Raw genomic sequence first — 24,629 nt, 5'->3', positions numbered from 1 at the left:
TATGAGACTGGATAAATTCCTGAAAGTATCACGGGTGATCAAGCGCCGCACACTCGCAAAAGAACTCAGTGATGAGGGGCGTGTCAAAGTGAATGGGAAAGTTGCGAAAGCGGGCGCCGACCTCTCGGCCGGTGATGAGGTTGAAATAAGATTCGGGCGGAAAATTCTTACATTCGAAGTGCTTCAGCTGGAAGCCCATGCAAAAAAAGAAGATGCGGAACGTATGTATAAAGTCATAAAAGAAGAGAAAATCGAGCAGGATACTGATTTTCTCTAGTAAACATCTCCTTTATGGTGTATTTTATAAATAGAGAATGCACAATTAAGGGATGTGATGCATTGGCTAATAAAGTGGTCAGAATGATCAATGGCTACACGAAAAGGCGCGATACAGAAAAGAAGGTCCGCCGGAGTGAAAATCGTGTTGCCAAAAAACGTGCAATGCTGTTTGGCAGCCTCATGCTGCTGATAGTCGGCATCCTGCTGATCGTGGCTTTCAACCAGAAGACCCAGAACCAGCTCCTGCAGGAGGAACTTGTTCAGACCCAGGAAGTAATGGATGAACGGGTTGCCGAGGAAAAAGACCTTGAGCAGCAGATAAAGCAGCTGAATGATGAGAATTATATCGCAAGAATTGCGCGAAGTGAATTTTTCTTTTCTGAAGAAGGAGAGATTATTTTCAATTTACCGAAAACAAATGATGAAAATGCTGAAAAAGAAGAGCCGGAAGAATAATCGTTACAATATTGTAATGATTATTTTTCTTTTTAATGGTATTATGGATAGAGAGTAAATGATAATTGGGAGGATAATATATCAAGATGTCAGTTGAAGTGGGCAGTAAAGTTATCGGGAAAGTCACGGGTATCAAGAATTTCGGTGCGTTTGTTGAATTGCCGGGAGGAAAGACAGGACTAGTGCACATCAGTGAGGTTGCGGATCAGTATGTAGAGGATATCAATGAGCACCTTAGCGTGGGCCAGGAAATTGAAGTGAAAGTCTTATCCGTCGGAGACGATGGTAAAATCAGTCTGTCCATCAAAAAAGCAAAAGAACAGAAACCAAAACCGAAACCGCGTAAAGAAAGTTCACCGGAAGATTTCGAAAAGAAATTGTCGAGCTTCCTGAAAGACAGTGAGGATCGATTGTCTACGATCAAAAGGCAGACAGAATCACGTCGTGGCGGCAGAGGTAAAAAATAATAGATATATACAGACGATTCCAGTAATCGTCTTATTTTATTTTGTGGAGAGTGTGGGACTATGGAGCTAAAATGTTCCTGGAACAAGGATGACACTGTGGCACTTGCGATTTCCGGAGGCGTGGACTCGATGGTCCTCTATCATCTGTTGAAAACTTCGTACCGGGAGACGTTCGGACGTCTGATTCTGCTCCATGTCAACCACGGTCAGAGAGCGGCTTCTGAAAAGGAGGCTGCCTATATAAAAACGATGGCGGAGCAGGATGGTGTATGTTGTGAAACAGCCAGACTTGATATTCCGCATAGTGATTTCAGCCAGGCAGGGGCACGGGCGGCACGCTACCGGTTCTTCGATGAAATGATGACGTATCACGGTGCCTCCGTCCTCCTCACCGCACATCATCTGGACGACCAATATGAATCGGTGATGCATCAGGTGCTTACCGGCAGATATCTGCCGGGCAGGATGGGTATACCTTCTGTAAGGGCCGGGGGCAGCTACAGGATCATCCGTCCGATGATGGGAGTGACCAGGGACAGGATAGAAAATTATGCAGCTTCTGCAAAGGTCACTTATTTCGAAGATGAGTCAAACAGTGGGACTGGGTACACCCGCAATTATATCCGCCACAATCTGATGAAAGACATCAAGGCATCACCGCACCTTCAGGAATCGCAGCTTCTCAAGCTGGCGGAGGATCTGGGTGAAGTGGATGATATGCTGCAGGAGGAAGCGGCGGAGTTTCTAAAAGGGAAACTCTCGGTATTGCCAAGGGCCGGCCTCAATGGCAAACGCAGAATAAGCCGGATTTATATATTGAATCACTGGCTGTCTGCATATGACAAGCATCCAAGACGCAGATACATCGAAGAAATACTGGATATTGCAGATTCTGATATTGCACAGGCAAGGTTCCCGATGGGAGATCATCAATGTGTCATCGCCTATGATGAAATCCGCATGGAGCATAAGGCAGCTGATATCCAGGTTAAACTTGAAATCAGACAGAACGGAATCTATGACTTCAACGGATATGAAATCACGGCCGAACTGGAGCCGGCGGACCTCCCTCTGACAGTCAGGACCAGGCAGGCCGGGGACAGGGTGCTCTTGCCGGGGAACGGCCACAAAAAGGTCTCCCGCCTTTTCATCGACCGTAAAATTCCCGGCAATGAACGGGAAACCATGCCGGTGATCACAGACCGGGATCATCAAATTATTGCAGTGGGCACAATTTATAATATAATAAAGACACAAGGAAACGACAGACGATTACTTATCGAAAAAAGGAGTTAGGCAATGAGTATTAAAAATGACATTAGCGAGGTAGTATTGTCAGAGGCGGATATCCAGGCAATTGCCAAAAGGTTGGGAGAACAGATCACTGAGGATTATGAAGGGAAGACGCCGATACTTGTGGGGTTGTTGAAGGGTTCAATCATGTTCATGTCCGATCTGATCAAGTACATAGATACACATCTTGAAATAGATTTCATGGATGTTTCAAGCTATGTAGGCACGAAATCTTCAGGAGAAGTTAAAATATTGAAAGACCTCTCCACTTCCGTCGAAGGCCGTCATATTTTAATTGTGGAAGACATTATCGAGACAGGGGCAACCCTGAATTCGATTGTGGATCTGATTGAATACAGGAATGCAGCATCGCTTGAGATTGTGACGCTCCTCGATAAGCCGGTCAACCGCAAACTGCATGTAGATGTCAAATATGCAGGCACAGAAATCCCTGATGGATTTGTCGTTGGATATGGTCTTGATTTCGATGAAAAGTACAGAAATCTGCCGTACATCGGCCTTTTGAAACCAGAACTTTATCAATAAGCCAAAACAGTGGAATAATATTGTGAAATTATGGTATTATTTCTGTTAGTCGTATTAGAAATGGAGGTTTACGGATGCCTAAAAATGTGGGCCGTAACATAGTGCTGATATTGATTTTATCAGTGATCATGTTTGGTATTTTTCAAAGTTTTAATGGCGATTCCGCTCTTGAGGAAGAACTTCAGTACAATGAATTCCTTGATGCGTTGAATGCCGGTAACATAGAAGAGCTGACTATTCAGCCGGAACAAAACGTCTACTTGATCGAAGGTAGATTGGCCGGCCAGGATGAGCAGGAATCCTTTACTTCGGTGATTCCGTATAACAGTACCCAGGATCTTGATCAAATTCTGGAAACTGCAAAATCCCAGGATAATCTGAACTTCACGATTGAACCGGCCGAGGAGCAGAGTCCTTGGACGAGCATGTTGTTCACGTTTATCCCGCTGCTGCTCATACTCTTCCTCTTCCTGTTCCTGATGAGTCAGGCACAAGGCGGCGGCGGAGGCGGCGGCAAAGTGATGAACTTCGGCAAGAGTAAAGCGAAGCTCTATGATCAGAATAAGAAAAAAGTGCGCTTCGAAGATGTCGCAGGTGCGGATGAAGAGAAACAGGAACTCATTGAAGTTGTCGACTTCCTGAAAGATCCGCGCCGTTTCGACCGCATCGGTGCAAAAATTCCTAAAGGCGTGCTGCTTGTCGGCCCTCCAGGTACAGGTAAGACACTTATCGCAAAAGCGGTAGCCGGCGAAGCGGGCGTACCATTCTTCTCAATCAGTGGTTCGGACTTCGTGGAAATGTTCGTCGGTGTCGGTGCATCCCGTGTACGTGACCTCTTCGAAAACGCGAAGAAAAATGCGCCGTGTATCATCTTCATCGATGAGATTGACGCTGTCGGCCGGCAGCGTGGCGCAGGTGTCGGCGGTGGTCACGATGAGCGTGAACAGACACTTAACCAGCTTCTTGTAGAAATGGACGGCTTTGGGGAAAACGAAGGCATCATCATGATAGCCGCTACAAACAGACCTGACATCCTTGATCCGGCATTGCTCCGTCCGGGACGTTTTGACAGACAGATTCCTGTCGGCCGTCCGGATGTCAAAGGCCGTGAAGCAGTACTTAGAGTACATGCGAAAAACAAACCGCTTGATGAGACGGTTGACCTGGCTGCACTTGCTGCAAGGACGCCGGGATTCTCCGGTGCAGACCTTGAGAACCTTCTCAACGAGGCGGCCCTGGTTGCCGCAAGAGGAAACAAACGCAAGATTGATATGCGTGATGTGGATGAGGCAACTGACAGAGTCATTGCTGGTCCTGCCAAGAAGAGTAAAGTCATCTCTCAGAAAGAGCGCAATATCGTCGCATTCCACGAAGCCGGGCATACAGTGATCGGCATGGTGCTTGATGATGCCGATATGGTGCACAAAGTGACAATCGTCCCTCGTGGACAGGCGGGCGGTTATGCAGTGATGCTTCCTAAGGAAGACCGTTATTTCATGACAAAACCTGAGCTTGAAGACAAGATTGTGGGACTTCTTGGCGGACGTGTCTCCGAGGAAGTGAACTTCGGTGAAGTATCCACCGGTGCGCACAATGACTTCCAGAGATCAACCGGCATTGCACGCAGCATGGTTGTTGAATACGGTATGAGTGAAAAACTCGGACCACTCCAGTTCGGAGATTCAAACGGCCAGGTATTCCTTGGTAAGGATATGCAGTCTGATCCGAATTATTCCGATGCGATTGCATATGAAATCGACCAGGAAATGCAGAACATCGTCAAGACACAATATGAACGCTGCCGCCAGATTCTGATTGAACATCAGGAGCAGCTCACATTGATTGCTGAGACGCTGCTGGTCGAAGAGACGCTTGACCGTGAACAGATCGAAGGACTCTTCTATCATGGCAAACTGCCTGAACGCAACTTCGAAGATCACACAGTGGATGAGGACGAGGATAAAATCGGTCCATCCTATGAAGACGTCAAAAAAGGTCTGGATGAAGATTCAGATGATGACGAAAATGAAGAACGCGACATGGTCGAGCGGGAAGAAACTTCCCGTGAATACGACCGCCGAGAGCAGGAACGCCGTGAAGAAGAGCGCAACAGTCAGCACAGACTTGCTGAAGAAAAAACAGAAACAGATGGACCTGTCCAGAGACCGGAAGGCCAGGACAGAGAATTCGATGATGATAACAATAACAGAAGAAACTAAATCGCCTGTAAAGTCGCCCCTCCGGGCGACTTTTGTGCGATATTAGGGAGGAAAACAAATGGATCATCTGATCAGAGGAATCGGAATGAATGATGAAATAAGAATTTTTTCTGTCGATACGACAGAAACGGTAAATGAAGCAGTCACAAGGCACGGCGCCTATCCTACAGCTGCTGCGGCCCTTGGCCGTACGATGACAGCGGGACTCATGATGGGTGCAATGCTGAAAAATGAAGAGAAGGTGACTGTGACGCTGCAGGGGGGCGGACCGATCGGTGCAATTGTCGTAGACAGTAATGCCAAAGGGAAGGTGCGCGGCTATTTGAGCAATCCCCAGGTGCATTTCCCGCTGAATGATAAAGGCAAGCTGGACGTGCGCCGGGCAGTAGGCACAGATGGCGCTTTGAATGTAGTCAAAGACATCGGATTGAAGGAACATTTCACAGGCTCGACGGAAATCATTTCCGGGGAAATCGGGGAAGACTTCTCCTACTATTTCTATACAAGCGAGCAGGTCCCTTCCATCGTCGCTCTGGGTGTACTCGTCAACCCGGATAACACAATCAAGGCAGCAGGCGGCTTCATCATCCAGGTCATGCCGGGTGCCAGTGAGAAAACGATGGATTTCCTGGATCAGCGGGCAAGTGAAATGACTCCTGTCTCCAGACTGATTGACCAGGGACTGACACCATCTGAAATCATCGATGAAGTCATCGGGAGTGAGAATTGGCGTGCCCTGGATGAAATGCCTGTGGAATTCGAATGTACATGCTCGAAGGAACGATTCCTGAATGCTATCGCTACACTTGATCCCAAGGAAATTGTTACAATGATTAAAGAGGATGGCGGAGCGGAAGCGGATTGCCATTTCTGCCGCAATAAAGTCTGGATTGAGAAAGAAGAGCTCGAGGAGCTTATCACACATTAAAGTTGATTTCACAGTGCAGTAGTGGTATATTATTCATAGCTATTAACTAGGGAAAAGGAGCGTATTATGAGTAAAATTTATAATAATATTTCAGAAGCAATCGGGAACACACCACTTGTAAAATTGAACAACCTTACTGATGACGACTCAGCCGATATTTACGTTAAGCTTGAATTCATGAACCCTGGGAGTTCAGTTAAAGACAGAATCGCACTTGCCATGATTGAGGCGGCGGAAAAAGAAGGAAAACTCGATAAAGGCACAACAATCATCGAGCCGACCAGCGGGAATACCGGTATCGGCCTTGCTATGGTGGCAGCGAGCAAAGGGTATAAAGCAACGCTCGTCATGCCGGATACGATGAGTAAGGAACGCCGCAACCTGCTTAAGGCATACGGGGCGGAACTGATCCTTACACCGGGTGCCGAAGGCATGAAAGGTGCAATCAAAAAAGCGGAAGAGCTTGTTGAAAAGCACGGTTATTTCATGCCGCAGCAGTTTGAAAATCCTGCGAACCCTGAAATACATGCGAAAACGACAGGTAAGGAACTCGTAGAGCAGACTGAAGGACTTTCGGTTGACGGGTTTATATCCGGCATTGGTACAGGTGGAACGATTTCCGGTGCGGGCAGAGTCCTCAAAGAGGCGCATCCTGAAGTAAGAATATATGCCCTCGAACCTGAAGACTCAGCAATACTCAGCGGCGGTAAACCGGGGCCGCACAAACTGCAGGGGCTTGGTGCAGGATTTGTCCCTGGGACACTGGACACTGAAATCTATGACGAAGTCGTTACAGTAGGCAACGAAATCGCCATGGAAAGAGCGCGCGAAATGGCAGCCAAAGAAGGAATCCTCGGCGGAATTTCTTCCGGAGCGGCAGTCGAGGCAGCCATCCAGGTTGCTAAAAAGCTGGGTAAAGGGAAGAATGTCATTACAGTTCTGCCTTCCAACGGGGAAAGATATCTTTCCACGCCACTTTTCAACTTCGAAGATTAAAACCAATAAGAGCCGAAGCTTAAATACCATGTCCCACAGCGGGGTATGGTATTTTATTTTCTGTATCAGCCATTATAATTCACCCGCGAGTCGTGTTATAATATGTCTATTATTATGGAATAGAGGATGATAGTATGGAGCGGCTCAAAATAATGGGCATTCTGAATGTTACGCCGGATTCATTCAGTGATGGCGGGAAGTATAATTCTGTGGAGGACGCTGTACTTCACGCACGCCGAATGACGGATGAAGGTGTGGATATCATCGATGTCGGAGGCTATTCAACACGCCCTGGATATACGGAGATCACGGAAGCGGAAGAAATCGATCGTGTTGTGCCCGTGATAGAGGCAATCCGCGACTTCGGACCCGGAATTTCCATTGATACTTTCCGCGGCTCTGTTGCACGCAGGGCACTTGAAGCCGGTGCAACGATGATCAATGACCAATGGCGCGGGACATACGATGAAACCATCCTCGATGTTGCGCGAGACTTCGATGCACCGATCTTCCTGATGCACAATAATGACCATGCAAAATACGGTGATGTTGTGGAAGACATGATCCATGAGCTTTTGGAATCGGCTGAATTGGCTAAATCCCACGGTGTAAAAGAAGCGAACATCTGGCTCGATCCGGGGATAGGTTTTGTGAAATCCCGCGAAGAGGAGCTAGAGGTCATGAGGCGGCTCGATGAGCTGGTTGCTGTTGGCTACCCCGTACTGCTTGCGACAAGCCGTAAACGGATGATTAAAGAACTGATGGATGAACAACTGCCCCCAAGCGCACGTGATGAAGCGACAGCGGCAACAACTATCCATGGCATCGATAAAGGCGTTGCAGCTGTGCGTGTCCATAACGTTTCATTAAACCGCAGATTGTCGGATGCGTATGTCAGGCTGAAGGGGGACCTTGATGGATAATATTAAAATCAACGGCATCAAGACATATGCCTATCATGGTGTGTTTGATGCCGAACGACAGCTCGGACAGTTTTTCATTACCGATGTGGCCATGTATCTGGATCTGAAAGGTGCCTCGAAAACCGATGATCTGGAGCAGACTGTGCACTACGGGGAAGCCTATGCAATGATTGAAGGAATCATAAAGGGGGAATCAGTGGATCTGATTGAACATCTGGCAGAAAAAGTGTCGGAGGCGCTATTTGACCGATATGATAAAATAATAAAGACAGAAGTGACAATAACGAAACCGAACCCTCCGATCGAGGGTAATTATGATAATGTGAGCATTACACTGAATAGAAAGCGGGAAGAATAATGGCAGTTGCATATTTGGGTCTCGGGAGTAACCTGGGAAATCGCAGGGAGAACCTTGATTCTGCCGTCCGCAGGCTCGATGAACAAAATGAAATCAGTGTGACGAACCGTTCGTCACTGTATGAGACAGAGCCTTATGGAAAGACGGATCAGCCGGACTTTATCAACATGTGTCTAGAAATTGAGACACGTATTTCACCTCTGGAGCTTCTGGAGAATGTGCTTTCGATCGAACATGAACTCGGCCGGGTACGCACGGAGGTCTGGGGACCGCGCACGATAGATATTGATATTTTATTGTATGAAGACCTCGAACTTTCGCTGGATGATCTGAGCATCCCGCATTCGGAGATGCATAAGCGGGCATTCGTTCTGGATCCGTTGTCTGAAATTGCCGGCGGACGGGTGCATCCGGAGCTGAACAAGACGATACAGACTTTGAAGGAAGAATTGGAAGCCGGTGAAAAGAATGTTTAAAATCGGAGATGTGGAGATCGGGAACCGGGTTGTACTGGCACCTATGGCGGGTGTATGCAATGCGGCATTCAGATTGACTGTCAAAGAATTTGGCGCTGGTCTGGTATGTGCTGAAATGATCAGTGACAAGGCACTTTTGTTCGGCAATGAAAAAACGATGCGAATGCTGTATATCGATGAAAACGAGCGTCCCTTGTCTCTCCAGATATCCGGCGGAGAGAAGGATACTCTCGTTGAAGCTGCGAAATATGTCGACCGGAATACAACAGCGGACATCATCGACATCAATATGGGATGTCCGGTATCCAAAATTATCCGCTGTGAGGCCGGTGCACGATGGCTGCTTGATCCGGAGAAGATTTATGATATGGTCAGCGCCGTAGTCGAAAATGTCTCGAAGCCGGTAACGGTTAAAATGCGCATCGGCTGGGACAGCGCCCATATTTATGCTGTAGAGAATGCTAAGATGGCGGAGAAAGCCGGCGCTGCTGCCATCAGCATGCATGGCCGTACGAGAGAGCAGATGTATGAAGGCACAGCGGACTGGGATATAATCCGGCAGGTCAAAGAAGCGGTCAGTATCCCGGTCATCGGCAACGGGGATGTCACATCTCCTGAGCTTGCTGAAAAGATGCTTGAGGAAACAGGCGTTGACGCAGTCATGATCGGCCGTGAGGCGCTTGGCAACCCCTGGATGATCTACAGGACGGTACACTATCTTGAAACGGGCGACCTCGCGGGTGAACCCGAAGTGGAAGAGAAGATGGAAGTGCTCAAGCTTCACATGGACCGCCTGATTCATCTCAAAGGTGAGAAGGTGGCAGTCATGGAAATGCGCAAGCATGCTTCATGGTACTTAAAAGGCATCAAAGGCAATGGCAATATGCGCAAGGCTATCAACCAGGCGGAAACACGTGAAGCGCTTGCGGGCATCATCGATGGATTCATCGATGAGCATCAGGGAAATAATAAACAAATGACAGTATAGGAGAGAGATAAGTGAGTGAAGAACTGAATGACCAGATAGCGGTCAGACGTGAAAAGATGCAGCAGCTGATCGATCTTGGAATCGATCCATTTGGTGAAAAATTTGAACGGACAGCGTATACGGATCAGCTTAAAGAGGATTGGGACCAGTTTACGAAAGAGGAATTGGCTGAGAAGGAAGACGAATCCGGTACAGTGATTGCAGGCCGTCTAATGACAAAGCGCGGCAAAGGCAAGGCGGGATTCGCGCATATCCAGGACATCAAAGGGCAGATTCAGATTTATGTCCGAAAGGATCAGATCGGTGATGACGCTTTTGATATATGGAACCAGGCGGATCTCGGTGATATTGTCGGTGTCAAAGGTGTTATGTTCAAGACGAATACAGGAGAACTTTCTGTAAAAGCGAAAGAATTCAAATCACTTACCAAAGCCCTCCGACCACTGCCGGATAAATATCATGGTCTTAAAGATGTTGAGGAACGCTACCGCAAACGTTATTTGGATCTGATTACAAGCGGTGATTCCAAAGAGACCTTCATCAAGCGCAGCCTCATCATCCAGGAGATGCGCAATTATCTGAACCAGCGTGGTTTCCTGGAAGTGGAAACACCGATGATGCATACAATTGCAGGAGGTGCGCAGGCGCGTCCTTTCGTAACACACCATAATGCGCTCGACATGGAACTGTTCATGCGTATTGCGATAGAGCTACATTTGAAACGTCTGATTGTCGGCGGACTTGAAAAAGTATATGAAATCGGCCGTGTATTCAGAAATGAAGGAATCTCCACGCGCCACAATCCTGAATTTACAATGATCGAGCTTTATGAGGCATATGCGGACTTCCACGACATCATGGATCTTACAGAGGAAATGATTGCGCATATCGCCAATCATGTAACAGGATCGATGGCTGTTGAATATGACGGACAACAGATTGACCTGACGCCAAAATGGAAACGCGTGCACATGGTGGATGCTGTCAAAGAGAATACGGGTGTGGATTTCTATGAAGTGAAGACAGATGAAGAAGCGCATTCACTTGCCAAAGAGCATGGTGTAGAAGTGCAGCCGACTATGGTATACGGACACATCCTTAATGAATTCTTTGAGCAGAAAGTGGAAGAGACACTGATCCAGCCAACGTTTGTATTCGGGCATCCGATCGAAATCTCACCGCTTGCGAAACGAAACCCGGAAGACCCGAGATTTACGGACCGTTTTGAACTTTTCATTGTCGGCCGTGAGCATGCCAATGCATTTACAGAGCTCAACGATCCAATCGATCAGAGAAAACGTTTCGAGGCACAGGTTGCGGAAAAAGAAGCGGGCAACGATGAAGCCCATGAAATGGACGAAGACTTCCTGGAAGCATTGGAATACGGTATGCCGCCAACAGGCGGACTCGGTATCGGCATCGATCGTCTGGTCATGCTGCTGACGGACTCCGCATCCATCAGGGACGTACTGCTGTTCCCTTATATGAGAATGAAATAAAATCATTGAAGAAAAGGTGCCTGGTTTTGATTCAGGCACTTTTTTCTGATATGATATATAAAGATCGGGCGGATGAAAGCCGGTCCCCGGGTTGAAATATTACATCAATCTGAATTATTAGAGTGAATTTACTCTTTATATTAAAAATCTGTTAAGATTGTGTTGACTTTAACAGTGGATATAGTATATTATATAAAAGTCGACGTTATTAATAAGCCTTACAGGAGAATTAGCTCAGCTGGGAGAGCATCTGCCTTACAAGCAGAGGGTCGGCGGTTCGAACCCGTCATTCTCCACCATTAATAGTCGCCGGCCTAGCTCAATTGGTAGAGCAACTGACTTGTAATCAGTAGGTTGGGGGTTCAAGTCCTCTGGCCGGCACCATTACTATAATGCGGAAGTAGTTCAGTGGTAGAACATCACCTTGCCAAGGTGGGGGTCGCGGGTTCGAATCCCGTCTTCCGCTCCATTTTTTATTAAGCGGTCATTTGCCGTTTTATTTTTTTGCAAACAAACAATATTGATTATATATGCGCCCGTAGCTCAATTGGATAGAGCGTTTGACTACGGATCAAGAGGCTAGGGGTTCGACTCCTCTCGGGCGCGCTTGTACAGCCACGGGAAGTAGCTCAGCTTGGTAGAGCACTTGGTTTGGGACCAAGGGGTCGCAGGTTCGAATCCTGTCTTCCCGATTTTTATTATTACGCGGGTGTGGCGGAATTGGCAGACGCGCTAGAATCAGGATCTAGTGTCTTTATCGACGTGGGGGTTCGAGTCCCTTCACCCGCATTATCTTATGTTATCTTATACATTTCATGGGGGCTTAGCTCAGCTGGGAGAGCGCCTGCTTTGCACGCAGGAGGTCAGCGGTTCGATCCCGCTAGTCTCCACTTATTTTTTAATTTTGAATTACATATTGAGGGCCTATAGCTCAGCTGGTTAGAGCGCACGCCTGATAAGCGTGAGGTCGGTGGTTCGAGTCCACTTAGGCCCACTCAAAAAGCACAGAAATATCTGTGCTTTTTTATTTTGGGAAAATATCTTCCAGAAATGCCGCTAGTATCCCTTTGATTTCATGCACATCCTTTTCCCCGATTCCGACGAGTACCGTGTCAGCAAGGTTCCTCGTATGGGAATAGGTGTTGCCGTGGACCATACTGTGTTTTTCAGCAGCTCTGCTGAGATCCCTGTCCGGGACCCTTATCAGGAAATGCATGCCGGTGTGTTCACCATATACTTCGACTTCATCGAATTCAGAGTATATCCACTCCGTGATCGTCTCCATTTTTGTCCTATAGATCTTGCGTATCCGGTTGATGTGCCGGTTCAGATAGCCCCGTTCCATGAAAGACGCCACAATATGCTGCATCTGTCTGGACACATTGCAGGAAAGAGCTTTCTGATAATAAAGTTCGGCAAGCGGCTTCGGCAATACCATGCAGGAGAGTCTCAGAGAGGGATAGAGGGATTTTGAGAACGTGCTCATATAAATGGTCCTGTCGTTCTGATCCAGCCCCTGCAGCGAGGATAAAGGCCTTCCGGTGTATCTGAACTCACTGTCATAGTCATCTTCAATGATGTAACTGTCTGTGACACTTGCATGATTCAGTAATTGAATGCGTTTCTTTAAAGATAAAACCACGCCGCTTGGAAATTGATGTGAGGGGGTTACATGGACCACCGGGTTATTCAGTGCCCGCACGGCTTCAACATCCACGCCGTCTTCAAGAACCTCGGCAAAATCCACTTCACTCTCAAGGCGGTTCAGAACCTTTTTAATGACAGGATAGCCTGGGTCTTCAATTGTCATGCTGGGATATTTCAACAGATAAAGTACCTGCTCGAGCAGAAATTCAGTGGAGGGTCCTATAAAGATCTGATCGATCGCACATGTGACGCCGCGGTTGATATGCAGATAGTGTCTGATCTGTTCTTTGAGCTCCTTTTCCCCGCTCTCATCCCCGAGATTCAGCAGTTCATTATCTGAAAAGACTTCCCTGGCGATCTGTTTCAGCACATCACTCTGGACGATTGTCGTATCGATGGTACCGAGAGGGAGGGCGTATTTCTTTTTCTCTGCTCTTACTATATCCGGGCCGGGAGTTTTATTCCCAAGTTTGAGCTGCTCGGTCGGTGTGACGAAATAACCACTTTTTTCCCTGCTGTATATCAAATCTTCATCCGCGAGACGGCCATAGGCATTCTCAATCGTTGTCTGACTGATGGAGAGATCGCGCTGCAGCTGACGTTTACTGGGAAGTTTATCATCATTCACAAGTTCTCCATCGATGATCTGCTGCTTTATACTGTTATAAATCTGTTCGAATAAAGGGACATCCGAATGTTTATCCAAGCTGATTAGCATAATCTGACCTCCTCAATATTTTTCAAACTGATACTTTAGAGTATTCAGATTTCATTCTATACTATTTTAATATAATCGCAAACAGGAAAGGGAGTTGTATAGAATGCAACAGACAGGTACAGAAAGAGTCAAAAGAGGAATGGCGGAAATGCAGAAAGGCGGCGTAATCATGGATGTCGTCAATGCAGAGCAGGCAAAAGTCGCAGAAGCGGCGGGCGCAGTCGCTGTCATGGCGCTTGAACGTGTGCCTTCCGACATCCGGGCGGCAGGCGGTGTTGCGCGGGCATGTGATCCGCGGATCGTTGAAGAAGTTGTCAGCGCGGTATCCATTCCGGTAATGGCAAAATGCAGAATCGGTCATATTACAGAAGCGAGAGTATTAGAATCGCTCGGAGTGGACTATATAGATGAATCTGAAGTACTTACACCGGCAGATGAAGTATTCCATCTGAAGAAAGACGATTACACTGTCCCGTTCGTATGCGGATGCCGTAATATCGGTGAAGCGGCAAGGCGCATCGGGGAAGGTGCATCCATGCTGAGGACAAAAGGGGAGCCGGGTACAGGCAATATCGTCGAGGCAGTGAGGCACATGCGGATGGTGAATCAGGAAGTGCGTCAGATTTCAGTGATGAGTGATGATGAACTTATGACTGAAGCGAAAAACCAAGGAGCACCATACGATGTCTTACAGGAAATAAAAAGACTGGGCAAGCTTCCAGTAGTGAATTTTGCAGCAGGGGGTGTCGCAACACCGCAGGATGCGGCACTCATGATGGAACTTGGTGCAGACGGCGTGTTTGTCGGGTCCGGAGTATTCAAATCGGAAAACCCTGAAAAATTTGCCAAAGCAATTGTGGAAGCGACCACGCATTACCAGGACTATGAACTGATCGGAAGACTCGCAAAAGAACTCGGTTCTGCGATGAAAGGAATCGATATCAACCAGCTGTCTCTGGAAGAAAGAATGCAGGAACGCGGATGGTAATGCGGATCGGCATACTTGCACTGCAGGGGGCGGTAAGGGAGCATTTGAAACTCGTCGAGGCATGCGGACATGAAGCCCTGCCGATCAAAAGGGTGGATGAACTCGAGCAGATAGACGGGCTCATTCTTCCGGGAGGAGAGTCCACTGCAATGCGCCGCCTGATGGACCGCTACGGATTCACTGAAGCGCTCCGCGCGAGTGACCTGCCGATGTTCGGTACATGTGCCGGCCTGATACTGCTTGCTGAAAATGTCGTCGGGCTGGAAGAAGGGCATCTGGGCAAACTCAACATTACGGTCGAAAGAAATTCATTCGGCAGGCAGATCGACAGCTTTGAAGCGGAGCTCGATGTAGAAGGTATCGATGAAAAAGCGACTGCAATCTTCATCAGGGCGCCGCACATCGTCTCTGCCGATACGGGCGCAGAGGTGCTTTCCTGGGTTGATGATAAGATTGTTGCGGTACGGTCGGACAGGCATCTGGGTATTTCATTCCATCCCGAACTCACAGATTCAACGGTCTTTCATCAATTTTTTATAGATATGGTACAGAAATATGCGGAAGCAGGATTCTCAGTAGGAACATAAATGATAAGAGTGCCGCCCCGATTCAGGGAACGGCGCTCTTATCATTTCACGGATGGTTTAAAAAGTTGTCTGTCTTATCCGTTTGATGCTCCGGTGATGACAATGGTCAATCCACTGCGATTCTTCTTCACCATTATAGGCGACTCCATTTATATGGTTGGTCGCCTTTATTTCTCGATACAGGAGAGAATATTCTTAATCATGATCAACTGCATGTTCTGTGGCAATCTGATGAACAGCTTCAACAGATTTTTAAATCTCTGTATCTTACGCTTTGTATACATCCGGCAGACCGTTCAAAATTATACTCAGGTGGATTCTTTTGACTTTAAAACTTCTGATATGACCTTGCTCAGTATATAAAGTGACAATTGCGACTCTCTGGCATATTGACAATGTTTATAAAAGTCTTATAATTAATTCAGATATTTAACTGAATATGCCCCGGAAGAACCTTTTTGGATGAACAGGAAAATCAGAGAGCTGCTGGCAGGTGTAAAGCGGCCGAAGTTGATTCGAAATATCAATTCTTTTTCGGGTGAATTGCTGAAAGCGAGTAGGCGATTCCGTGTTGATGACACGTTATCAAAATCTATATTGAACGGTTCCTTTCAATGAATTGGGAATCGGAGATTATTAAAGGTGGTACCACGGTGATACAGCCGTCCTTTATTAAGGGTATTTTTTTTGTTGAGGAGGATTTTGATGAATCGTTTAGTATTGATATCGGGCCTGATGCTGTTTTCACTTTTCTTTGGTGCGGGAAACTTAATTTTCCCGCCGATGCTCGGCCATCTGGCAGGTGAGAAGATGTGGGTTGCGATGACAGGATTCGCAATCACCGGAGTGTTGCTGCCGTTTCTTACAGTGATAGTAGTCGCCTATTACGACGAAGGTGTCGAAAGGGTGGGTAAACCGGTGCATCCATTGTTCGGCCTGGTATTCGCTATTCTGATCTATATGTCCATCGGTGCATTTTATGGCATCCCGAGGGCTGCGAACGTCGCTTATGAGATTGGGACAAGGAATCTTCTGCCCGTACATAATTCTTTTACTTTGATTATATTTTCCATAATCTTTTTCATCGTTGTATACACCGTTGCGCTGAATCCCACGAAAATAGTGAATAACATAGGAAAGCTGCTGACACCTTTGCTGTTGATTGGGATTGCACTGCTGTCCATATACGCAATTTTCCGCCCGGAAGCGCCGCTCCAGGCCCCAGAGGGCAAGTACGTTGGGATACCTTTTATTTCGGGGGTCCTGGAAGGGTATTTCACGATGGATCTGGTTGCAGCACTGGCCTTTTCGATTGTGATTGTCAATGGTTTTAAATATGCAGGTATCACGAATAAGACCAAAATTATCTTTTCTGTAATAAAAGCCGGCATCCTTTCATCTGTCCTTCTGGTTACGGTTTACTTTTCCCTCGCCTATATCGGCGGGACAACGGGCAGGGATAGTTATCAGGATGGCACAGATATACTCACGTATAATTCTCTGCGTATTTTTGGCGGTTTTGGAGATCTGCTGTTCTCTTTCATTGTGGTTCTGGCATGCCTGACGACGTGCATCGGCTTGGTCAATGCGTGTGCGGAATTTGCCTGCAGGCACTACAATAAGGTGTCATACAAAATGTATGTCACGGCTTTTACTGCTGTAGGGTTTTTCTTTACAACACTTGGGCTGGAGACGATACTCAGTCTGGCGGTCCCTTTGCTTACGTTCCTTTATCCGCTGGCCATTGTGCTGGTTCTGGTTTCATTTATAAATATCTTCATCAGTTTCGAATTGAAATATGCGTATATCCTGCCGGTTATTGTGACGCTGGTGATCTCCGTACTGGAAATCATCTATACAAATAGTCTGCTTAACAGTGAACTCATAGCTGCTGTATATCTGATGATTCCATTATCAGGTGACGGGCTCGGCTGGCTGTTGCCTTTTATGCTGTTGACACTGGCCGGTCTGGTGACAGACCGATTGAACAAAAAAGAAAACGTCCAATCGCAGGAGCGGACGATCTGATGTATACGACAGGGGATTAAAAACCATAAGAAAGGCAGGATGTGAAATTTTCACATCCTGCCTTTCTTATAGTCTATTCATTTTCCAGTACTGCATCCAGAAATTCCGTATTGACGAGTCCTTCGATATCGTCTGATGGCGTATACTCCGCTTCACTGCTGATTGTTGCCATCTCCTGCAGGACTTCCTCATTGATTTCATATGTCGGGTTCAAGCGGTTGCTTGCCTCGAGGGTCTCTTCGAAATCAAGTTCCTGGCCGGAGATTTCCGCAATGTGATCGACGAATATCTGTACGGCATCTTCCTGATTTTGCTCGAAGAATTCAATTGCTTTCATATGAGCACGGATGTATGCCTCAGTCAGTTCCGGGTTACTGTCTGTAAATCCCTGACGGGCCGTTACAACTGTAGTCGTGGATTCAGTTCCCCATGCGAATTCTTCTTCATCGAGGAGGATATCTGCATTTGCCTGATTTTCCAGGAATACACCCCAAGGTTCCTGCGTAGCCGCTGCTTCAACATCTCCCTGGAGGAAGAGTGTGGAAGTGTCAGCAGGCGCCTGCGGCACCATTTCCACGTCTTCGGCTGTAAGGCCTGCGTCCTCAAGGACTTTGCGCAGCATGATGTCCTGCGTGGAACCGATTGTCGGGATGGCGACTCTTGCGCCTTTTAAATCTTCTGTATTTTCTATGCCGGAATTCTCAGCTGTCGCAAGGACGGCCCCTCCGTTTACAGCCCCTGCGATGATTTCATGGGCAGGGTTTCTTAAGTAAGTGTTTGTGGTAGGAGAGGGCCCTACTGTGCCGATGTCAAATTCATCGGTTGACATTGCTTCCATAAATGCACTGCCGTTGGGGAATGTCATCGTATCGATTGTAATATCTTCTCCGAATTCTTCCTGGAAATAGCCATTTTCAAGAGCGATGATGGTTGTAATATGTGTGAAGTTTGGGAAATAGCCGATGCGCACTTCTTCTGCAGCATCTTCTGAACCGCCGCCTCCGCATCCTGCAATGATAAGTGTCAGCATCATCAAAAAGCCGGTCAGTGTTTTTTTCATGTGATCTATCCTTTCCATTATGTTCTGAGTCCCCATTTTCTTGCAACGGAGCGTTCCATTCTAAGAAATACCTGGTTATCTATGATCGTACCGATGACACCGATGACAATCATGATTGAAAGGACGAGATCCATTGCCTGCGTAGAACGTCCGAGATCGAGCAGGTAACCGAGTCCACCGGCTGCCCCCAGCAGTTCACCGGCCATGATGGCACGCCATGCGAATGCCCAGGCCACCCGGAGACCGGAAATGATATGGGGGACTGAAGCGGGCAGTATGACGGTTTTCAGAAGATGGGAACCTGATGAACCGAGTGTTCTTGCCGCATTGATATAAATGTCCGGGACATTTTTAAACCCTGCACTGGAATTGACTGTCATCGTCCATGTGGCTCCAATGGCTACTATGAATAAAATCGCCGTGTTCCCGAGCCCGAACCACACGATTGCGAGCGGGAACCAGACGATGCTTGGAATGGACTGGAGGGCTGTTACGAAAAAGCCTAATGTATCATCCACCCATTTGTAGCGGGCGATCAGAAAACCAAATGTGAGTCCAAGCACCACTGCAATGAAAAAGCCTATGAGCAGACGGCTGAGTGTCACCCCTGTGGCAGCCAGTATCTGTCCGGAAAATATTCCGCCGATCAACGTTTTGAAAACTGTGACGCCGCCGGGGACGCTTGGAATGATCAAGGGCGGGAACATGAATGTCGGGAAAATCCCAAGCTTAGATATGACTTCCCATATCGCTATGATCACTGCTACGAACATGACTCTTCTCAAGATGGTAGTCATTGCCAAATTCCTCCTTCAGCACTTTTTCCATTTCTTCTTCCAATTCCTCCATCACACGCCGCTCCAGATCGACAATGTTGCTGTCGGATGGATCTCTGGGTCTTGCAGCCTGAACAGTGAACTCCTTCTTCACTGCACCGGGTCTTGTGCTCATGAGCAACACCCTGTCTGAAAGTGTCAGAGCTTCACGGATATTATGTGTGATGAATAGAATCGTCTTGCCTGTTTCCTGCCAGATTTTCTGGAGTTCTCTATGCAGAACAAGGCGGGTCTGTTCATCAAGTGCTGCGAACGGCTCATCCATCAGGAGGACATCCGGGTCCATGACCAGTGCACGTGCGATGGCTACACGCTGCTTCATACCGCCTGAGAGCTCGTGGGGATATGATTCTCTGAAGTTTATAAGATGAACCATTCTGAGACCGTCCATCGCTTTTTCTTCAGCTTCTTTTTTACTCATTTTCTTACGTAAAAGTCCATATGTAACATTTTCAAACACTGTCATCCAGGGAAATAAGCCGCCTTCCTGAAATACAACGACGCGGTCTGTACCGGGTCCTTTGACTTTATTGCCATTTACAAGCACTTCTCCTGAAGTGGGTGAATCCAGTCCGGCAATCAATTTCAATATTGTAGATTTACCGCAGCCCGAGGGACCGGCCAATGATACAAATTCACCTTCCTCGATATTGAAATCAATATCATTTAAAACTTTCAGCGTGTCGTCCTTCCCTTTTTGAAAGGATTTATTAACTTTTTTCAGACTTACTTTCATAGTGCACACCGCCCCTTCTAAATCCCACTAAACATATATGGATTATATGTTAGTTTTAAACGTTCTGTCAAGGAGGGTAATGGAGATTGATTGAAAATATGAAGATGAAAACCGGAACGATTAAGCAGGGCCAGACAAAAGCATGGTTAAAATAAAACAGTGTAACGGGGATTATGGACAGGAGACATGTAAAAAGATCACCTGGTTTGGGGACACCTTCACACACTACAGCTGAATTATCAAAGGCAGCGTCAATTGTCGGCACTCCGGTTCTAATTCATAAATTTCGATAATTTCGAACTGAGCAAAGAAAAAGATGAAGAAGCTGTAGATTTGGAAAGGCCTAAATTACTGTGGTTCAACTTTGCACTTACAATCGCTGTGGTTGTATTCCTTATGTGGGGCGTACTTCCGGCCGGACTCATATTCATGCTGGCTGTCAGTATCGCACTGCCGGTAAATTATACAAAGATGAATGTGCAGATGGACAGAATCAAGGGGGATGCTCCAAGCGCCCTGATGATGGCAGCCATCATTCTGTCTGCAGGTTCATTCCTGGGCATACTGGAAAACAGTGGCATGTTAAATTCACTTGCAGAAGATATTGTGGTAATATTACCTGCATTCCTGGTACCATATCTGCATTACATCATAGGTATTTTTAGAGCACCGCTCGAACTGGTGCTTAACACTGATGCATATTATTTTGCATTGCTTCCGGTTGTTGATCAGATTGTAACCCGCTATGGGATTGACAGCATCACAGCAGCATATGCAATTATGATCGGCAACATCATTGGAACATTCATCAGTCCGTTTTCACCGGTCCACTGGCTGGCTGTCGGACTTGCAGGCATTGAAATGGGCCGTTATATAAAGTATGCAATATTCTGGGTGTGGGGATTCAGTCTGCTCGCAATGGCAGCATTTGTAATGGGAATCATCTAATTTGAATATGATAAGAACTTCATCGAAATGCGCCGGGATGTGATTAAAGTAATGAAGAATACGGTAATCAACAAGGTGAAACACGCTATTTTAATGACCGATATTACATCGCCGTCGTAGTTCACGATGAGAAATGGGCTGAAATAATCATGGAATGTGAAAATGATGAAAACTTTCGTAATTCCGAAAAGCAGGAGAAAAGTAATGGTGGTGGATGTCTGGGACGCAGGGCCTTTAAATGCCTGCTGTCTGATGCCTTTATTCATCATGGGTATCATGAGAGCAATAAGCAACGGGAGTGCCAGTAGAAGCCATGACACTGTGAATGATCCCGCAATGAGCACACAGAGCGAATAGATGAAAGTATAATAGGCGAACAACATTCCAAAATCTTTCCAGTAGCGGCTTTTTCCTTTCTCCATGCTTGTGCCGAGCTCCAGTGCGTAATTTTCCGGCTGTTTTCCAAACAAGGATTTGAAGGATTCACCTTCTGATTCGTAAAGGTGCGTCATCATTTCATGCAGCACATCCCATTTGTCTTCAGTCCGGGAATGGTGGGAATCGATAATCCCTTCCAGTTCCTCGAAGAGCATCTGGTCTTCTTCGTCCAATGTCTGGTACATATACTTATATTCTTTTTCGAGCAGCTTCATCCTTACCCTCCCCAAAAATGTCATTTACAGCAATGTCCAACTGCTCCCAGTGCATCTGGAACTCTTTCAGATAAGCAGTCCCGGCTTCTGTGATTTTATAGTATTTCCTCATCGGACCCTCTGAAGATTTAACGCGTCTGCCTGTGATATATCCTGATTTTTGGAGTTTTAACAGCAAAGGATAGATGCTGCCTTCGCTCACCATGCCCAGGTTGAATTCCTGGAGACGGATGATGATGTCATAACCATACAGTGTCTCTCTGTCAATAAGTTTCAAAATACATCCTTCCAGTATCCCTTTGAGCATCTGAGATTTCATCTTCCCACTTCCTTGTCTCACAACTTAGTAACAGTATAGAATACATCCAATAGATTGTATAGCAAGTTACCAGATGAAAAAAAGACGAAAGGGTCTACAGCCTTTCGTCGTCCTCTGTGTCTGCGTCCTCTGACATTTCTTTTGCAGACTGGTTTCTGCCTTTCACCATCGGTATAGCGAGGAGGATGCCAAATATAATGCCGATTGGAATACCGACTGCCCATATATAGACATAATTTCCTGTCAGTATGGAAATCATCAGACCGAATACCAGACCGACTGGTATACCAATAACAAACGCAGTTACAATCGTTTTGAAATCAAATTTTCCACTCATCTTGATCTCCTTCCATCTTTTAAGATCTTCCGGCTCAACTCAAAGAAAACTGTACGCTGCTGGATAACAGGTCTGCCGTATGATTTTTGAATGTATTATTATTCTACCCGAATTCGAATTATCTATGCTTAATCAGACAGGAATAAGAAAATGGCCCGGGGTCGCAGTGAGGTGCCCCCGGGCCATTTCTATAAACGGATATTCTATTTTTTGTTCTGGAATCCCGGGAGATGATCCAGACGGTCCCCCCCTTTTGCCATTTACCACTCTTTGATTTCTCCGCGCACTTTATATGACAGGTTTTCCCCATGGCGTTCCTCCAATGTGGTTTCAACATCCTTCAGGGAAACCCCCTGATTTTTCAGGAGGACGAGAAGGTGATAGAGCAGGTCGCTTGTTTCATTGATAAGTTCTTTTTGATCATTATTTTTTGCTGCAATCACAACTTCGGTCGTCTCTTCCCCGCATTTTTTGAGTATTTTATCTATACCTTCATCTGTCAGGTATTTGGTATAGGACCCTTGCTGCGGATTTTCGATTTTCTGATCCACAATCTTTTCGAGCATCTGTAAATTGAAAAATTCATCCCCGAAACAGCTCTGTGTCCCCAAATGGCATGTGGGTCCTTTGGGATCGACCTGGATGAGGAGGGCATCCTGATCACAATCGAGTGCCATATCTTTCACAGCCTGGACATGGCCGCTTGTTTCCCCTTTTTTCCAAAGTCTCTCTTTCGTGCGGGAATAAAACCACACGACTTCGTTTTCGAGCGTCTTCAGGTAGGCTTCTTCATTCATGAAACCATTCATTAATACTTGCTTTGTCCTGTAATCCTGGAGGATGACGGATAATAGGCCGCCTCCTTTTTCAAAGTTCGGTTTCACGTAAGTCTCACCTCGAATCCTTCATCATGAAGCTTGTGCTTCAAATCTTCTATTTCCACTTCTTTGTTGTGGAATATGGAAGCTGCGAGTCCTGCGGAAACATCGGTTTCACGGAAGAGTTCAATGAAATGCCCTTCATTGCCGGCACCGCCGCTCGCGATGATCGGAATATCGACGAGAGCATTTGCCTTTGTCAGGAAATCGAGATCGAATCCCTGTTTTACACCGTCATGATCCATGCTTGTGATCAGGAGTTCTCCGGCACCAAGTTCCGCACATCGGACAATCCAGTCGTATGCACGGATTCCGGTGTCCTTTGAACCGCCGTGTGTGAATACGAAGCAGTCCTCTTTCGCGGGATCATATTTTACATCGATGGCAATGCATATGCATTGACTGCCGAATACTTCTGATGCCGTTTCAATCAGTCCCGGGTCCTTCAATGCAGCGGAATTGATGCTGATTTTATCCGCTCCCGCATTAAGCAGCTGGCGTATGTCACTGACGGATGATATTCCGCCGCCGATCGTCAGCGGAATGAAGAGCTCTTTTGCTGTATCCCTGATGATATCTATCATCAGGTCATGGCCGTTCTGTGTTTTTGATATATCCAGGAAGACGAGTTCATCTGCGCCTTCTTCGTTGTATCTTTTGGCGAGTTCGACCGGGTCACCGATATCTCTGAGACCTACGAAGTTCACTCCTTTTACGACACGTCCGTCTTTGACATCCAGACAGGGTATGATTCTTTTCTTGATCATTTGATATCCCTCCAAAATGAATCAGTGTGGCTGGCCTTACCGACAATCGCATCATTGATGCCCAGTGACTCAAGTTCATCCAGGTCGGCTTTGTTCCTGACACCGCCGCTTGCGATGACAGTATGGTGCGTCAATTTGTTTATACGCTGTGTATTTTCAAAGTTCGGTCCCTGGTTCATTCCATCTTTATTGATATCGGTATAGATGATGCCCGCGATATCCAGGACCTCGATTTCCTTAATGTATTCATCAATGGTAATGTTGCTGTTCTCAGTCCAGCCGTTGACATAAATATCATTTTCTTTAGCGTCTGTCCCCACAAATATGCGTCCGGGGAATTCCCGCACTGCTTCTTCCAGCCAACGGATATCCAGAATCGCTTTTGTACCGAGAATGAAATAATCAATGCCGATTGCATCATATTGACGTATCGTTTCGATGCTTCTCAGTCCGCCGCCGATCTGGAGGGGGAGGTCTGTCAGTGATTTGAGCTTCTCTATCACTGTCGATTCCTGGGCATCCTGTTTGAGGGCGCCCATGAGGTCGACGATATGGATGCGTTTGACCTGTTCAAAGCCGGAGTAGAACCGTATCGCTTCCTCTGGTGTGCGTTTCATGGATGTTTTCTGATCGTAGTCCCCCTGGGTCAGGCGGACGTTTTTACCGTCGATGATGTCGATGGCAGGGATGATGTTCATA

The 24,629-nt window shown here is 46.8% G+C and carries 27 protein-coding genes and 8 tRNA genes; 25 read left to right on the top strand and 10 right to left on the bottom strand.

Translation table 11 applies throughout. The features are described 5' to 3' along the window. The first annotated feature begins 1 nt into the window (after position 1). The 21 genes from BM271_RS04920 (at position 2) to BM271_RS04820 (ending at position 12,422) form a co-directional block, all read left to right on the top strand. A complete protein-coding gene (locus BM271_RS04920) occupies positions 2-277 on the top strand; it encodes an RNA-binding S4 domain-containing protein (protein ID WP_046791316.1) in 276 nt (91 codons plus the stop codon). A 62-nt stretch (positions 278-339) separates the two neighbouring features. After that, positions 340-735 (top strand): FtsB family cell division protein, encoded by a 396-nt coding sequence (locus BM271_RS04915; RefSeq protein ID WP_234960440.1) that lies wholly within the window; start codon positions 340-342, stop codon positions 733-735. Between the two features lie 86 nt (positions 736-821). After that, on the top strand, positions 822-1,202 hold the full coding sequence (locus BM271_RS04910) for a S1 domain-containing RNA-binding protein (RefSeq protein WP_046791314.1): 381 nt from the start codon (positions 822-824) through the stop codon (positions 1,200-1,202). Positions 1,203-1,262: 60 nt separating this feature from the next. Continuing rightward, positions 1,263-2,498: a tRNA lysidine(34) synthetase TilS gene (gene tilS, locus BM271_RS04905; RefSeq protein WP_046791313.1), complete on the top strand. Its 1,236-nt coding sequence runs from the start codon at positions 1,263-1,265 to the stop codon at positions 2,496-2,498. A 3-nt stretch (positions 2,499-2,501) separates the two neighbouring features. After that, positions 2,502-3,041, top strand: coding sequence for a hypoxanthine phosphoribosyltransferase (hpt, locus tag BM271_RS04900; protein ID WP_420806927.1), 540 nt, complete (start codon positions 2,502-2,504; stop codon positions 3,039-3,041). Between the two features lie 74 nt (positions 3,042-3,115). Then, positions 3,116-5,260: an ATP-dependent zinc metalloprotease FtsH gene (gene ftsH / locus BM271_RS04895; RefSeq protein ID WP_046791312.1), complete on the top strand. Its 2,145-nt coding sequence runs from the start codon at positions 3,116-3,118 to the stop codon at positions 5,258-5,260. Positions 5,261-5,318: 58 nt separating this feature from the next. Continuing rightward, positions 5,319-6,188 (top strand): Hsp33 family molecular chaperone HslO, encoded by an 870-nt coding sequence (gene hslO / locus BM271_RS04890; RefSeq protein WP_046791311.1) that lies wholly within the window; start codon positions 5,319-5,321, stop codon positions 6,186-6,188. Between the two features lie 66 nt (positions 6,189-6,254). Continuing rightward, on the top strand, positions 6,255-7,184 hold the full coding sequence (gene cysK / locus BM271_RS04885; protein ID WP_046791310.1) for a cysteine synthase A: 930 nt from the start codon (positions 6,255-6,257) through the stop codon (positions 7,182-7,184). Between the two features lie 134 nt (positions 7,185-7,318). Further along, a complete protein-coding gene (folP, locus tag BM271_RS04880; protein ID WP_046791309.1) occupies positions 7,319-8,107 on the top strand; it encodes a dihydropteroate synthase in 789 nt (262 codons plus the stop codon). Continuing rightward, entirely contained in the window at positions 8,100-8,465 is a 366-nt protein-coding gene (folB, locus tag BM271_RS04875; protein ID WP_052749921.1) for a dihydroneopterin aldolase, read from the top strand. Before folP ends, folB begins: the two co-directional genes overlap by 8 nt. Further along, positions 8,465-8,941 carry a 2-amino-4-hydroxy-6-hydroxymethyldihydropteridine diphosphokinase gene (gene folK, locus BM271_RS04870; RefSeq protein ID WP_046791307.1) on the top strand — a complete coding sequence of 159 codons (477 nt, stop codon included), beginning with the start codon at positions 8,465-8,467 and terminating at the stop codon, positions 8,939-8,941. The genes folB and folK overlap by 1 nt, the downstream gene beginning before the upstream one ends. Further along, on the top strand, positions 8,934-9,929 hold the full coding sequence (gene dusB / locus BM271_RS04865) for a tRNA dihydrouridine synthase DusB (RefSeq protein WP_046791306.1): 996 nt from the start codon (positions 8,934-8,936) through the stop codon (positions 9,927-9,929). The genes folK and dusB overlap by 8 nt, the downstream gene beginning before the upstream one ends. 11 nt (positions 9,930-9,940) lie before the next feature. Continuing rightward, positions 9,941-11,428, top strand: coding sequence for a lysine--tRNA ligase (gene lysS, locus BM271_RS04860; RefSeq protein WP_046791305.1), 1,488 nt, complete (start codon positions 9,941-9,943; stop codon positions 11,426-11,428). A gap of 223 nt (positions 11,429-11,651) precedes the next feature. Next, positions 11,652-11,727, top strand: a tRNA-Val gene (locus BM271_RS04855). A gap of 9 nt (positions 11,728-11,736) precedes the next feature. Further along, positions 11,737-11,812, top strand: a tRNA-Thr gene (locus BM271_RS04850). 10 nt (positions 11,813-11,822) lie between these two features. Then, positions 11,823-11,897 (top strand) — tRNA-Gly (locus tag BM271_RS04845). 63 nt (positions 11,898-11,960) lie between these two features. Continuing rightward, a tRNA-Arg gene (locus tag BM271_RS04840) sits at positions 11,961-12,034 on the top strand. Between the two features lie 12 nt (positions 12,035-12,046). Further along, positions 12,047-12,120: transfer RNA gene (locus BM271_RS04835), tRNA-Pro, on the top strand. Positions 12,121-12,133: 13 nt separating this feature from the next. Further along, positions 12,134-12,217 (top strand) — tRNA-Leu (locus BM271_RS04830). A 28-nt stretch (positions 12,218-12,245) separates the two neighbouring features. Further along, a tRNA-Ala gene (locus BM271_RS04825) sits at positions 12,246-12,318 on the top strand. Between the two features lie 30 nt (positions 12,319-12,348). After that, positions 12,349-12,422, top strand: a tRNA-Ile gene (locus BM271_RS04820). A 30-nt stretch (positions 12,423-12,452) separates the two neighbouring features. Here the strand turns inward: BM271_RS04820 and pdxR are convergent. Continuing rightward, positions 12,453-13,793: a MocR-like pyridoxine biosynthesis transcription factor PdxR gene (gene pdxR / locus BM271_RS04815; RefSeq protein ID WP_046791304.1), complete on the bottom strand. Its 1,341-nt coding sequence runs from the start codon at positions 13,791-13,793 to the stop codon at positions 12,453-12,455. Between the two features lie 103 nt (positions 13,794-13,896). On the opposite strand from pdxR, the gene pdxS reads away from it, so the two are divergent. From pdxS to brnQ, 3 genes are all read left to right on the top strand, one after another. Beyond that, the gene (gene pdxS, locus BM271_RS04810) at positions 13,897-14,781 is read left to right on the top strand and encodes a pyridoxal 5'-phosphate synthase lyase subunit PdxS (RefSeq protein ID WP_046791303.1); all 885 of its coding nucleotides are present in this window, start codon (positions 13,897-13,899) and stop codon (positions 14,779-14,781) included. Next, the gene (pdxT, locus tag BM271_RS04805; RefSeq protein ID WP_046791302.1) at positions 14,781-15,368 is read left to right on the top strand and encodes a pyridoxal 5'-phosphate synthase glutaminase subunit PdxT; all 588 of its coding nucleotides are present in this window, start codon (positions 14,781-14,783) and stop codon (positions 15,366-15,368) included. The genes pdxS and pdxT overlap by 1 nt, the downstream gene beginning before the upstream one ends. A gap of 705 nt (positions 15,369-16,073) precedes the next feature. Then, a complete protein-coding gene (brnQ, locus tag BM271_RS04795) occupies positions 16,074-17,396 on the top strand; it encodes a branched-chain amino acid transport system II carrier protein (protein ID WP_046791301.1) in 1,323 nt (440 codons plus the stop codon). Between the two features lie 73 nt (positions 17,397-17,469). Here the strand turns inward: brnQ and BM271_RS04790 are convergent, their stop codons facing one another. Genes BM271_RS04790 through BM271_RS04780 form a run of 3 tightly spaced genes read right to left on the bottom strand, consistent with a single transcriptional unit; the run spans position 17,470 to position 20,028 of the window. After that, positions 17,470-18,456, bottom strand: a complete 987-nt coding sequence (locus tag BM271_RS04790; protein WP_046791601.1) for an ABC transporter substrate-binding protein — start codon at positions 18,454-18,456, stop codon at positions 17,470-17,472. Positions 18,457-18,473: 17 nt separating this feature from the next. Further along, positions 18,474-19,253, bottom strand: a complete 780-nt coding sequence (locus BM271_RS04785; RefSeq protein WP_046791300.1) for an ABC transporter permease — start codon at positions 19,251-19,253, stop codon at positions 18,474-18,476. Next, positions 19,186-20,028 carry an ABC transporter ATP-binding protein gene (locus tag BM271_RS04780; protein ID WP_046791299.1) on the bottom strand — a complete coding sequence of 281 codons (843 nt, stop codon included), beginning with the start codon at positions 20,026-20,028 and terminating at the stop codon, positions 19,186-19,188. Before BM271_RS04780 ends, BM271_RS04785 begins: the two co-directional genes overlap by 68 nt. 333 nt (positions 20,029-20,361) lie before the next feature. Here BM271_RS04780 and BM271_RS04775 point away from each other — a divergent pair, with 333 nt between their 5' ends. Further along, complete coding sequence (locus tag BM271_RS04775; RefSeq protein ID WP_234960437.1) at positions 20,362-20,976, top strand: SLC13 family permease; 615 nt, start codon at positions 20,362-20,364, stop codon at positions 20,974-20,976. On the opposite strand, the gene BM271_RS04770 is transcribed toward BM271_RS04775, so the two are convergent. The 6 genes from BM271_RS04770 to hisA all read right to left on the bottom strand — a co-directional run bounded on the left by BM271_RS04770 (position 20,973) and on the right by hisA (position 24,628). Then, positions 20,973-21,629, bottom strand: coding sequence for a hypothetical protein (locus BM271_RS04770; protein WP_052749920.1), 657 nt, complete (start codon positions 21,627-21,629; stop codon positions 20,973-20,975). The two genes, BM271_RS04775 and BM271_RS04770, sit on opposite strands and share 4 nt — an antisense overlap. Continuing rightward, a complete protein-coding gene (locus BM271_RS04765) occupies positions 21,604-21,948 on the bottom strand; it encodes a PadR family transcriptional regulator (RefSeq protein ID WP_046791297.1) in 345 nt (114 codons plus the stop codon). Before BM271_RS04765 ends, BM271_RS04770 begins: the two co-directional genes overlap by 26 nt. Positions 21,949-22,042: 94 nt before the next feature. Beyond that, a complete protein-coding gene (locus tag BM271_RS04760; protein ID WP_046791296.1) occupies positions 22,043-22,285 on the bottom strand; it encodes a hypothetical protein in 243 nt (80 codons plus the stop codon). A gap of 260 nt (positions 22,286-22,545) precedes the next feature. Next, entirely contained in the window at positions 22,546-23,169 is a 624-nt protein-coding gene (hisIE, locus tag BM271_RS04755; RefSeq protein WP_046791295.1) for a bifunctional phosphoribosyl-AMP cyclohydrolase/phosphoribosyl-ATP diphosphatase HisIE, read from the bottom strand. Further along, positions 23,166-23,930 (bottom strand): imidazole glycerol phosphate synthase subunit HisF, encoded by a 765-nt coding sequence (gene hisF / locus BM271_RS04750; RefSeq protein WP_046791294.1) that lies wholly within the window; start codon positions 23,928-23,930, stop codon positions 23,166-23,168. The genes hisIE and hisF overlap by 4 nt, the downstream gene beginning before the upstream one ends. Further along, positions 23,927-24,628, bottom strand: a complete 702-nt coding sequence (gene hisA, locus BM271_RS04745) for a 1-(5-phosphoribosyl)-5-[(5-phosphoribosylamino)methylideneamino]imidazole-4-carboxamide isomerase (protein ID WP_046791293.1) — start codon at positions 24,626-24,628, stop codon at positions 23,927-23,929. Before hisA ends, hisF begins: the two co-directional genes overlap by 4 nt. Position 24,629: the final 1 nt, after the last annotated feature.

Origin of the sequence: Salinicoccus halodurans (genome assembly GCF_900114445.1) — a bacterium.
Classification (GTDB): Bacteria; Bacillota; Bacilli; order Staphylococcales; family Salinicoccaceae; genus Salinicoccus; species Salinicoccus halodurans.
The sequence above is the reverse complement of the archived record's forward strand: the minus strand, read 5'-3'. Positions and strand labels throughout refer to the sequence as shown.

What these genes read in the sequence shown, in the direction of transcription:
- BM271_RS04770 (WP_052749920.1), bottom strand. Translation starts at nt 21,629, where the DNA reads ATGAAGCTGCTCGAAAAAGAATATAAGTATATGTACCAGACATTGGAC.
- BM271_RS04785 (WP_046791300.1), bottom strand. Translation starts at nt 19,253, where the DNA reads ATGACTACCATCTTGAGAAGAGTCATGTTCGTAGCAGTGATCATAGCG.
- BM271_RS04765 (WP_046791297.1), bottom strand. Translation starts at nt 21,948, where the DNA reads ATGAAATCTCAGATGCTCAAAGGGATACTGGAAGGATGTATTTTGAAA.
- BM271_RS04790 (WP_046791601.1), bottom strand. Translation starts at nt 18,456, where the DNA reads ATGAAAAAAACACTGACCGGCTTTTTGATGATGCTGACACTTATCATT.
- hisF (WP_046791294.1), bottom strand. Translation starts at nt 23,930, where the DNA reads ATGATCAAGAAAAGAATCATACCCTGTCTGGATGTCAAAGACGGACGT.
- folP (WP_046791309.1), top strand. Translation starts at nt 7,319, where the DNA reads ATGGAGCGGCTCAAAATAATGGGCATTCTGAATGTTACGCCGGATTCA.
- BM271_RS04910 (WP_046791314.1), top strand. Translation starts at nt 822, where the DNA reads ATGTCAGTTGAAGTGGGCAGTAAAGTTATCGGGAAAGTCACGGGTATC.
- BM271_RS04760 (WP_046791296.1), bottom strand. Translation starts at nt 22,285, where the DNA reads ATGAGTGGAAAATTTGATTTCAAAACGATTGTAACTGCGTTTGTTATT.
- BM271_RS04780 (WP_046791299.1), bottom strand. Translation starts at nt 20,028, where the DNA reads ATGAAAGTAAGTCTGAAAAAAGTTAATAAATCCTTTCAAAAAGGGAAG.
- hisA (WP_046791293.1), bottom strand. Translation starts at nt 24,628, where the DNA reads ATGAACATCATCCCTGCCATCGACATCATCGACGGTAAAAACGTCCGC.
- tilS (WP_046791313.1), top strand. Translation starts at nt 1,263, where the DNA reads ATGGAGCTAAAATGTTCCTGGAACAAGGATGACACTGTGGCACTTGCG.
- hpt (WP_420806927.1), top strand. Translation starts at nt 2,502, where the DNA reads ATGAGTATTAAAAATGACATTAGCGAGGTAGTATTGTCAGAGGCGGAT.
- pdxR (WP_046791304.1), bottom strand. Translation starts at nt 13,793, where the DNA reads ATGCTAATCAGCTTGGATAAACATTCGGATGTCCCTTTATTCGAACAG.
- folB (WP_052749921.1), top strand. Translation starts at nt 8,100, where the DNA reads ATGGATAATATTAAAATCAACGGCATCAAGACATATGCCTATCATGGT.
- hslO (WP_046791311.1), top strand. Translation starts at nt 5,319, where the DNA reads ATGGATCATCTGATCAGAGGAATCGGAATGAATGATGAAATAAGAATT.
- BM271_RS04920 (WP_046791316.1), top strand. Translation starts at nt 2, where the DNA reads ATGAGACTGGATAAATTCCTGAAAGTATCACGGGTGATCAAGCGCCGC.
- folK (WP_046791307.1), top strand. Translation starts at nt 8,465, where the DNA reads ATGGCAGTTGCATATTTGGGTCTCGGGAGTAACCTGGGAAATCGCAGG.
- ftsH (WP_046791312.1), top strand. Translation starts at nt 3,116, where the DNA reads ATGCCTAAAAATGTGGGCCGTAACATAGTGCTGATATTGATTTTATCA.
- dusB (WP_046791306.1), top strand. Translation starts at nt 8,934, where the DNA reads ATGTTTAAAATCGGAGATGTGGAGATCGGGAACCGGGTTGTACTGGCA.
- cysK (WP_046791310.1), top strand. Translation starts at nt 6,255, where the DNA reads ATGAGTAAAATTTATAATAATATTTCAGAAGCAATCGGGAACACACCA.
- pdxT (WP_046791302.1), top strand. Translation starts at nt 14,781, where the DNA reads ATGCGGATCGGCATACTTGCACTGCAGGGGGCGGTAAGGGAGCATTTG.
- brnQ (WP_046791301.1), top strand. Translation starts at nt 16,074, where the DNA reads ATGAATCGTTTAGTATTGATATCGGGCCTGATGCTGTTTTCACTTTTC.
- pdxS (WP_046791303.1), top strand. Translation starts at nt 13,897, where the DNA reads ATGCAACAGACAGGTACAGAAAGAGTCAAAAGAGGAATGGCGGAAATG.